Origin of the sequence: Trueperella sp., from assembly GCF_043424875.1 — a bacterium.
GTDB lineage: Bacteria > Actinomycetota > Actinomycetes > Actinomycetales > Actinomycetaceae > Trueperella.
In genome coordinates this window covers 1-8,519 of record NZ_JBHWPL010000094.1, presented here as the reverse complement: position 1 = coordinate 8,519, position 8,519 = coordinate 1, and the positions used below count along the sequence as shown (strand labels likewise).

Here is an 8,519-nt window from a genome sequence, read left to right as displayed (position 1 = left end):
ATCGGCGCGATCGGGGGTATCATCGGATTCTTTTTGCGTGCTAAGGATACCGGCTACTACGACCAGCACTGATTCCGGTCAGTATTGCAATCTAGGCCGCAGTGTTTCGGTCAGTACTGCACTCAGGTCAGTACTGCGTTCAGACCAGTATCGAGTTCAAAAGCACCCAAAGTTCTTTGGACGCCAGCGCCCTACCGACTCAGAGTGCCGCGTGCTGCCAACTGGAAAAGATAGATCGAGAAGGCAATTCCTATCACTAGGAAGTAAAAAAGCACCACCACCCAGCGGCTCGGCGCAATTACAACAAAGACGAGCGGTGCCACGATAAGCGCGACTCCCACGAGCGTGCGTGGCAGGTATCGGATTGCGCTTAGTGCGGCGGCAGTGAAGGTTTCTTTGAAAGCCCTTGGCCTGTGCGCTTCGAAATAGAAGAACCAAAAGCTGATACCCCCAAGCACGATCAGGCCAGAAAAGATTCCGGCACGAAGCATGAAGGAAACGGTGGGTTCGATCTCTGCTTGACCGATGATCCAAAACTCATAGAGAGCAAGAGCTCCAATAACGGTAAGGATTAGGGACCAGAGAGTCGACGTTTTCCATTCGCGTCGAAACTGATTCAGATAGGTTCGGGTTGGTCGAGATCCTTCTTCAGCGATCAGCTGGGCAATCACCACGTTTGCAGCTCGCAGTGACGCGCCCACCGTTACTAGCGGAAGGCTTGTCAAAATGGTCAGAGCATTGACCACAACGATGTCGGTGGCCAGTGACAGTGCGTTATAGAAACCAGAATCGGGACCAATTGCCATGACCGGAATCTACTGTCCCGCAGTGGATTCCGCCACCCGGAGCTCGCCGGGGAGGATGACGTGCTGATGCCCGCCTCCGTCGATCTGAGCAATAAGAGATTCGCAGGTTTTCTCCACGATGTCTTCGATCGGCTGCGTAATGGTGGTCAGTCTCGGCGACATGTATCGCGTGAGATCGATGCCGTCAAAACCGGTAACGGCAACGTCCTGCGGAACGCGGATTCCGGCGTCGGCGAGGGCTCGAATCGCACCCACGGCGGTCGCATCCGTCATCCCCACCACGGCCGTAAAATCGCGACGTTCCTCGATCAAAGAGCGAGTCACCAAGTGGCCGTACTCGTAGGAGTAGGGAGAATCAAAATTGCTGCCGCGCAAGATAAGCTCCGGATCGGGTTCAAATCCGCGCGCCCGCATCGCGCTAATAAAGTGCTTCAGACGGATGTAGCCAACCGATTCATCGCCAGCTTCGGGGCCCACAAACGCGATTCTCTCGTGCCCTAGCTCGACAAGGTGATCAACGATCAGATTCATGGCTTGCTCGTCGTCGACGGCCACGGAGGAATACGACTCGCGGTCAACCCCGATGACGCTCGGCATCGTACATAGCACCGCTGGAACCGTGACCTTGTCCCAACCTTCTTGGCCCGCGGCAAACCAGCCTCCGAGCAAGATCATGCCCGAGATTTTAGTAGCCGCGATGGCGTGGGCTGCCGCCTCGACTTCGTCTTGGTCATGAAGCACGCGAACAATCGAGACAACGTAGTCATCGCGTCGAAGGCGGTTCTCGATCAGCTCGAGCAATTCGGTAAAAAACGGGTTCGTGGGGCCCTTAATAATGACTGCGATGACGTTCGAATTTGCCATCCGCAGTCGCTGCGCAGAAAGGTTCGGACGATAGCCGAGCTCGCCTGCCTTCTTCTGAATACGTGCTTTGGTGGCCTCGGATACGCCGGGCTGGTTGTTTAAAGCCCGCGATACCGTGGTTACTCCCACCCTGCATGCTTGGGCAACGTCACGAATCGTCACCTTCATAATCGACCTCTTGTTAACCTGGAGGGGCGGGATGTAGTCCGCCCCTCCATGAATTATTAGCCCTTGACCGCACCTGCGGCAACGCCCTCGATGATGTACTTCTGCGCAAAGAGGTAGAAGATAACAATCGGAACAATCGCAAGAACGAGCATTGCCATGAGAGCACCCATATCTCGGTTGCCGTTGGATCCCACAAGGAACTGCACAACAATCGGGATAGTTCGATACTCCGAACTTGGTCCGAGCACAAGGTTGGGCAAAAGGAAGTCGTTCCAAATCCACATTGCGTTGAGAATCGAGACGGTGATCGCGGTCGGCTTGAGCATGGGCAGCACTACTCGGAAGTAGTTCTGCAGTGGATTACAGCCATCGATCATGGCCGCTTCCTCAATCTCCAACGGGATTGCCTTGACGAAGCCCGAGAACATGAAGACGGAAAGGCCTGCACCAAATCCAAGATACAAAATCACTAAACCAGCCGGATTGTCCAAGCTGAGAGAATCGGCGATCTTGACGGTGGGGAACATGACCATCTGGAACGGAATGACCATGGAGAACACGAGAATCAGGTAGATGGCATTGGTCCACCATGCTTTGATTCGGGTGATGTAGTAGGCGGTCATAGCCGAGAAGAAGATGATCACGGCAACCGAGCTCACGGTGATAACAAATGACCAGAAGATCGCTTGGAATGTACCTGTGAGTGCAAGACCTGTTTCGTAGTTGGTCAGCCCAACAAACATGTCTCCCAGCGGCAGGCTGAAGGGATCCGATGAAATCGAGAACTTCGCCTTGAACGAGTTCACCAAGATGAACAGGATCGGCCCCAAGAAGACGAGCGTGAGGAAGGCTAGCAAGGCATAGATGAAAATGATGCCAGGCGTGAGCTTGCGCTTCTTCGTCTTCGTAGAGATACGCTTCTTTTGCGGATTGGGCGCATCTTGTGGATTGGTTTGCGGAATAGCGGCGACAGTCATGCTTCTACCTCCCTCGCGCGGGTTGCTCGGAGCTGGAACATGGCAATGGCGACGACTGCGACGACGAAGATAACCGCCTTCGCCTGAGCCACGCCTTCCTGCCCAATTTCGTAGAACATCGAGTTAACGATATTCAGGGCAACCATTTCGGTCTTACCTTGCGGAGCACCCGCGGTAAGGGCCAAGTTCTGGTCGTACATCTTGAATGTGTTCGACAGGGTCAAGAAGAGACAGATCGTAATCGCCGGCATCACCATGGGAATGGTGACGTGGCGAAGCGTCTGCCAGCGTCCAGCGCCGTCGAGCTCGGCAGATTCGATGAGCTCCGGCGGCACGTTCTGGAGGCCGGCGATGTAGATGATCATCATGTAGCCAACCTGCTGCCAGTTAATGAGCATGATCAGGCCCCAGTAACCGTACTTCCAGTCGGAGATGATGGTGGTGCCGTACTGGGTGAGCACGGAATTGATCAAGACCTGCCAGGTATAACCAAGCACGATGCCACCAATAAGGTTCGGCATGAAGAACACGGTGCGGAAAAAGTTTGTACCGCGTAGTTTCCTCGTAAGAAGCCATGCAATCCAGAACGCAAAGACGTTCACAGAAACGATGGCAACGATTGCCACGAGGAGGGTGAAGAAGAATGCGCCGGTAAAGCCACTGCGCTCGCCGAACGCGTCCACATAGTTTTGAACTCCAACGAACTCAGCGTTTGTGATCGTGGTGAAGTCCGTAAAGGACAGACCAAATCCGATGATGAACGGTACGAAGAATGCAATACCAAACGCGATGAGTGTGGGTAGTACGAAAACCGGGAAATACTTTTTAAGAGCTGCTCTCATGAGTCTTTCCGATCATGCATCGTGGGAGGAGCAATGTGCTCGCTCCTCCCACGACTGCTTGTCATCTGAAAAGATGCTTACTGCTTCTCAGCTGCCCAGGCGTGAACGAAGGTGGTGACGACTTCGTCCCACTCCAGGTTGCCCGAGGCGTACTGAGCGAGCGACTGTGCGAACTCATCCTTGAATGCCTGAGACGGGTAGGTGGTGAACACCCAAGAAACCGTCTCGAGCGAATCGTCCGACATGTAGCGCTGGATCTCCTTTGCAAGCGGATCTGCCGGCACTTCGTCTTCACCAAAGGTGTTGAACGGAGCGATGAAGCCGAGGTCGTTAAGGACGTAATCCTTGCCTTCATCCGAGGAGAAGAGCCAGTTCACGAAATCGATCGTAGCTTGTTGGTCAGCTTCGTCTGCCTGGGAGTTGATTGCCATGAACGCTTCGGTTCCAATGGCAAGACCCTGGGACTCTTCACCCTCAGCACCGGTGTAGATCGGAAGGAACTTGATCTTGTCTTCAGCAACCACGTTGCCATCGACGTCCTTGATCTGGCTCCACGCCCAGTTACCATTCTGAACCATTGCAGCCTGACCGGTTGCAAACTCAGCCATGGAGTCGGTGACGGTCTTGGAAGGCGTCAGGCTCGGCTCGACAGTCGAGTTTGTGAGGTAGAGATCGAAGATGTTCTTGAACTCTTCGTTGTGCGAGAACTCAATCTCGTCCTTGTCCGTTACGCCATCATCCTTGTACTCGTAGTAGGTGGGGATGTTCGACAGGTGGGTCTGCCAACGCCATTCCTCGCCTGGAGCAAGCGAGGTGGATGCGAAGACGCCGTCGATACCGAGCTCGTCCTTGCGAGCCTGCATATCGTCGGTTACTTCCTTGAGCTTGGCGAAGTTGTTGATCTCTTCCATGGATTCGGCCTTTGCACCGTCAAGGGCAAAGTACTGGTCCATAATCTCTTCGTTGTAAATGATGCCGTAGCCTTCGATGGCGAGCGGCACACCGTAGATGGCGCCGTCTTCGCCCTTGAGCGCGACATTTTCATCGGTGAGGTTTCCTGCGAACTCGGTATCAGTGAGATCGAGTGCGTAGTCATTCCACGTCTGCAGGCCAACCGGGCCGTTGATCTGGAAAAGAGTCGGGGCATCGGACTTGGTGATTTCCGACTTGAGCGTCTGCTCGTAGGTACCTGATGCTGCGGTAGCCACGGTCACCTCGACACCGGTCTCCTCGGTGTATGCCTTGGCAATCTCTTGGTAGACCTGCTCTGATTCCGGCTTCCAGTTCAGGAAGTATACCGAACCCTTGTCGCCGTCGCCGCCGTTTGCGCCGTCGTCATCAGATGAACATGCTGCCAGACCGGAGAGTGCAAAGCCGCCAGCCACGATTGCTGCGAAAATTCGCTTTCTTGTTGCCATAATGGCGTCCTCCTTTGGACGAAATGCTCGAGAAACCTCTCGAATTTCAACGGACTCGCCCCGAGCATTACGCCCATGTAACGCAGTTGGATCGGAAACGTTTCCGCAATGGCTCCAACATACCAGCCATAATTTCAAAATGCAGCAGTTTTCGGAAACGTTTTTGTAACAAGTTTGTCCGTCGGGGTGTACCTGAGCGAAACCGTTGCCGGGCGTCAGACCGCGTGGCCGAAGACGAAGATCGCGCTGAAGGGCGTTGGCGCCACAATCCTCATTGAGGTCATCGCCACGATCGTCTCGCTGATCATGTGGGCGATCGGCATGTTCGTCATGTAGTCGACGAGGTCATATCGCCGCACGTGAGACGGCCCCGCGGGATAAATCCCGCGGGGCCGCTACGTTGTTCGAGCCGGACAGTTCGTCGTCGTCCCGTTCGGTGTCGTCCCGTTCGGTGACTGCCGGTTCGTCGTCAGCGGTTCGTCGTCGGCGATTCGTCGTCGGCGAGGTGGCGCGCTGGGCTTAGAAGTCCCAGTCGTCGTCCGTCGTCGCCTCTGCCGTGCCGATCACGTAGGAGGAGCCGGAACCGGAGAAGAAGTCGTGGTTCTCGTCCGCGCCCGGGGAGAGCGCCGCAAGGATCGCCGGGTTCACGGCCGTGTCCTCCGCGGGGAACAGCGCCTCGTAGCCAAGGTTCATGAGGGCCTTGTTGGCGTTGTAGCGCAGGAACATCTTGACGTCCTCGGTCAGTCCGAGCGGATCGTAGAGCGCCGAGGTGTATTCGACCTCGTTCTCGTACAGCTCGTCGAGGAGCTCGTAGACCCACATCTTCATCTCGTCCTGGCGCTCGCGGCTCTGCTTCTTCATCGACACTTGGTACTTGTAGCCGATGTAGTAGCCGTGGACGGCCTCATCGCGGATGATCAGACGGATCAGATCCGCCGTGTTCGTCAGCTTCGCGTGCGCGGACCAGTACATGGGCGCGTAGAAGCCTGAGTAGAAGAGAAACGACTCAAGCATGACGGAAGCGACTTTGCGCTTATCCGGATCGTCGCCGTGGTAGAGCTCGTTGATGATCTGCGCCTTCTTCTGAAGGTTCGGGTTCTCCTCCGACCAGCGGAACGTCTCGTCGATCTCTTCAGTCGAGATGAGCGTGGAGAAAATCGAGGAGTACGACTTCGCGTGCACCGACTCCATGAACGAAATGTTCGTGTAGACGGCTTCCTCGTGCGGGGTCACGGCGTCCGGGATGAGCGAGACCGCTCCCACGGTTCCCTGCAGCGTATCGAGCAGGGTCAGGCCGGTGAACACGCGCGTGGTCATCAGCTGCTCGTGCTCCTTGAGCGTGTTCCACGACTGAATGTCGTTCGACAGCGGGATTTTTTCTGGAAGCCAGAAATTCGCGGTCAGCCGATCCCAAATCTCGAGGTCCTTATCGTCTTCGATTCGGTTCCAGTTAATCGCTTCGATCGGGCCATGTTCGGCGGTCATGCTTCTCCTTTGACGTCCTGTGACACGAAATTTTTCCTGCCCCTATCGTCTCACGTTCGTGGGACTTTAGCCCGAGTGGTCCATAGGTGCCCGTCACATCCGCTTGGGGGCTGACATGGCGTTTGAAGCGGAAGGTCTACGCTTATCGCATGAACACACAGCCCCTCGACGCCCCGCCCTCCGAGCACACTGCTATCGCCGCCCCATCAGCTGTTTCATTCCCTCAGCGCTACGCCGGCCGGATTCGCGGCCTCGACCTCGCGCGCGGCCTCGCGATCCTCGGCATGATCTGGGCTCACGTGAAGCCATTCACCGTGGATGAGACGGCGTGGCAGGTGCTGGCGGAGATTCCCTCCGGACGATCTTCTGCGCTATTCGCGTTGCTCGCCGGTGTGTCGATTGCGATTTTGACCGGCCGCAACGTTCCGTACTCAGGCGAGCACTTGCGCTACGCCCAGCTGCGAATCGCTGGCCGCGCGGTGATGCTCCTCGTGTTCGCTTCATTGTTGGGCATCTTCTCGACTCCGATCGCGATCATCCTCGATTTCTATGCCGTGTGGTTCCTCCTCTCTCTGCCGCTCGTGCACTGGTCAGCAAAGAAGCTCGCTATCTCCTCGGTCGTGGTGGCCCTTGTGGGTCCGCAGCTGATTGTCTTGATCAGCTGGCTGCTCGGGAGGAACGAGATGTGGGGCGATGGTTTTCTCCACACCACACTCGTCTCTGGCATGTATCCGGGCTTGGCCTACATGGCGTACGTGCTCGCGGGCATTGCGCTTGGCCGACTCGACCTCACCCAGACCATGCTTCGCACACAGCTCCTCATCATCGGACCAGCACTTGCCGTGCTCAGCTATGGATTCTCGTGGGTTGCCACGAAGTCTTTTGCCTCGGAAGCGGAGCAGTGGAACTCGTCGTTTGACATTGGCCTCGATCCGATCCGTCCCGCCACGTTCATCACCGCGATCCCTCACTCGGACACCACGTTCGAAGTCGTCGGGAACCTCGGCGTTGGCCTCGCTATTGTTGGCGCGTGCCTGTGGCTTGCTCCCCTCGCGAGGCACGTGCTCTTGCCGATTGCGGCAGTTGGTTCGATGTCCTTGACGGCGTATGTCGGTCACGCGGTCTTCCTCCACTTCAAGCAAGACTGGTTCTTCGGCGACTCCGCAGCGCCCTTCCTTTGGGTGGCTGGCGGTGTGCTCGTCTTTTGCACGGTGTGGGCGCTGTTGCCGTGGCGCAGAGGCCCGCTTGAGTGGGTGACCTGGAGGTTCTCGCAGTGGTTCGCTCGGCCTGCACTCATCGCGCCGGCAGCGGCGCGCTAACCGCAGAAGTGGCGGGCCGCCATCAGCTGGCCAATCGGGCCAGCGGTGAGATGCGCCGGCCCAGAAGAAGGGCCGGTCCTGAAGTAAGCAGACCCAACCGCGCGCCAGTTCAACCGCACGCCAGTCCTGAAGCGCGCCAGCCCATAAGCCCGCCGATCCAGAAAAGGGCCAACTCGATCCTCGGAGACTCAAAACCTGACGGTTACCCGGAAACCTTCGCAACTTTAGTGAAAAATCGAGCGAAAACAGCGTTTTTACAAACGAGATGCCGCTATTTCACTAAACATGCGAGCAGATTAGGCTAAAGACATGCTCACGGTCTACGAATCTCCGCTCGGACGCCTCACAATTGACGAACATGAGGGCGTGCTCCGCGGTCTATGGATGGAGGGGCAGGCAAACTTCCCCGCTGACGTCCTGAGCGCCAGCGAGCCCGCGAAAGGTCCGGTGGCTGACTGGTTAGATGCCTACTTCACCGGCGAAAACCCCGAGCTGACCTTCGCACTCGAGCCCACCGGCACAGGCTTCCAGCAGGACGTATGGTCAGCGCTTCGAGACATCCCCTATGGCCAGACGGTGAGCTATGGGGAACTCGCAACCATCGTTGGTCGCAAGCGCGGGACGCCGCCGGCGTCCCGCA

At 56.8% G+C, this 8,519-nt stretch carries 9 protein-coding genes; 3 read left to right on the top strand and 6 right to left on the bottom strand.

Annotation, left to right across the window (positions count from 1 at the left end):
- Positions 1-191: 191 nt before the first annotated feature.
- The 5 genes from ACHFFR_RS08235 to ACHFFR_RS08215 form a co-directional block, all read right to left on the bottom strand.
- The gene (locus ACHFFR_RS08235; protein ID WP_394263789.1) at positions 192-806 is read right to left on the bottom strand and encodes a DUF624 domain-containing protein; all 615 of its coding nucleotides are present in this window, start codon (positions 804-806) and stop codon (positions 192-194) included.
- Between the two features lie 9 nt (positions 807-815).
- The gene (locus tag ACHFFR_RS08230) at positions 816-1,838 is read right to left on the bottom strand and encodes a LacI family DNA-binding transcriptional regulator (RefSeq protein WP_394263788.1); all 1,023 of its coding nucleotides are present in this window, start codon (positions 1,836-1,838) and stop codon (positions 816-818) included.
- A 56-nt stretch (positions 1,839-1,894) separates the two neighbouring features.
- Complete coding sequence (locus tag ACHFFR_RS08225; protein WP_394263787.1) at positions 1,895-2,815, bottom strand: carbohydrate ABC transporter permease; 921 nt, start codon at positions 2,813-2,815, stop codon at positions 1,895-1,897.
- Positions 2,812-3,657: a carbohydrate ABC transporter permease gene (locus tag ACHFFR_RS08220; RefSeq protein WP_394263786.1), complete on the bottom strand. Its 846-nt coding sequence runs from the start codon at positions 3,655-3,657 to the stop codon at positions 2,812-2,814. Before ACHFFR_RS08220 ends, ACHFFR_RS08225 begins: the two co-directional genes overlap by 4 nt.
- 77 nt (positions 3,658-3,734) lie before the next feature.
- The gene (locus ACHFFR_RS08215; protein WP_394263785.1) at positions 3,735-5,075 is read right to left on the bottom strand and encodes an ABC transporter substrate-binding protein; all 1,341 of its coding nucleotides are present in this window, start codon (positions 5,073-5,075) and stop codon (positions 3,735-3,737) included.
- A gap of 174 nt (positions 5,076-5,249) precedes the next feature.
- Between ACHFFR_RS08215 and ACHFFR_RS08210 the strand changes: the two genes are divergently transcribed.
- Positions 5,250-5,411, top strand: a complete 162-nt coding sequence (locus tag ACHFFR_RS08210; RefSeq protein WP_394263784.1) for a hypothetical protein — start codon at positions 5,250-5,252, stop codon at positions 5,409-5,411.
- A 183-nt stretch (positions 5,412-5,594) separates the two neighbouring features.
- Here the strand turns inward: ACHFFR_RS08210 and nrdF are convergent, their stop codons facing one another.
- Positions 5,595-6,560, bottom strand: a complete 966-nt coding sequence (nrdF, locus tag ACHFFR_RS08205; protein WP_394263783.1) for a class 1b ribonucleoside-diphosphate reductase subunit beta — start codon at positions 6,558-6,560, stop codon at positions 5,595-5,597.
- Positions 6,561-6,709: 149 nt separating this feature from the next.
- Here nrdF and ACHFFR_RS08200 point away from each other — a divergent pair, with 149 nt between their 5' ends.
- Positions 6,710-7,879, top strand: coding sequence for a heparan-alpha-glucosaminide N-acetyltransferase domain-containing protein (locus tag ACHFFR_RS08200; RefSeq protein ID WP_394263782.1), 1,170 nt, complete (start codon positions 6,710-6,712; stop codon positions 7,877-7,879).
- Positions 7,880-8,188: 309 nt separating this feature from the next.
- The coding region (locus ACHFFR_RS08195; protein WP_394263781.1) for a methylated-DNA--[protein]-cysteine S-methyltransferase at positions 8,189-8,519 on the top strand (331 nt) is incomplete at its 3' end.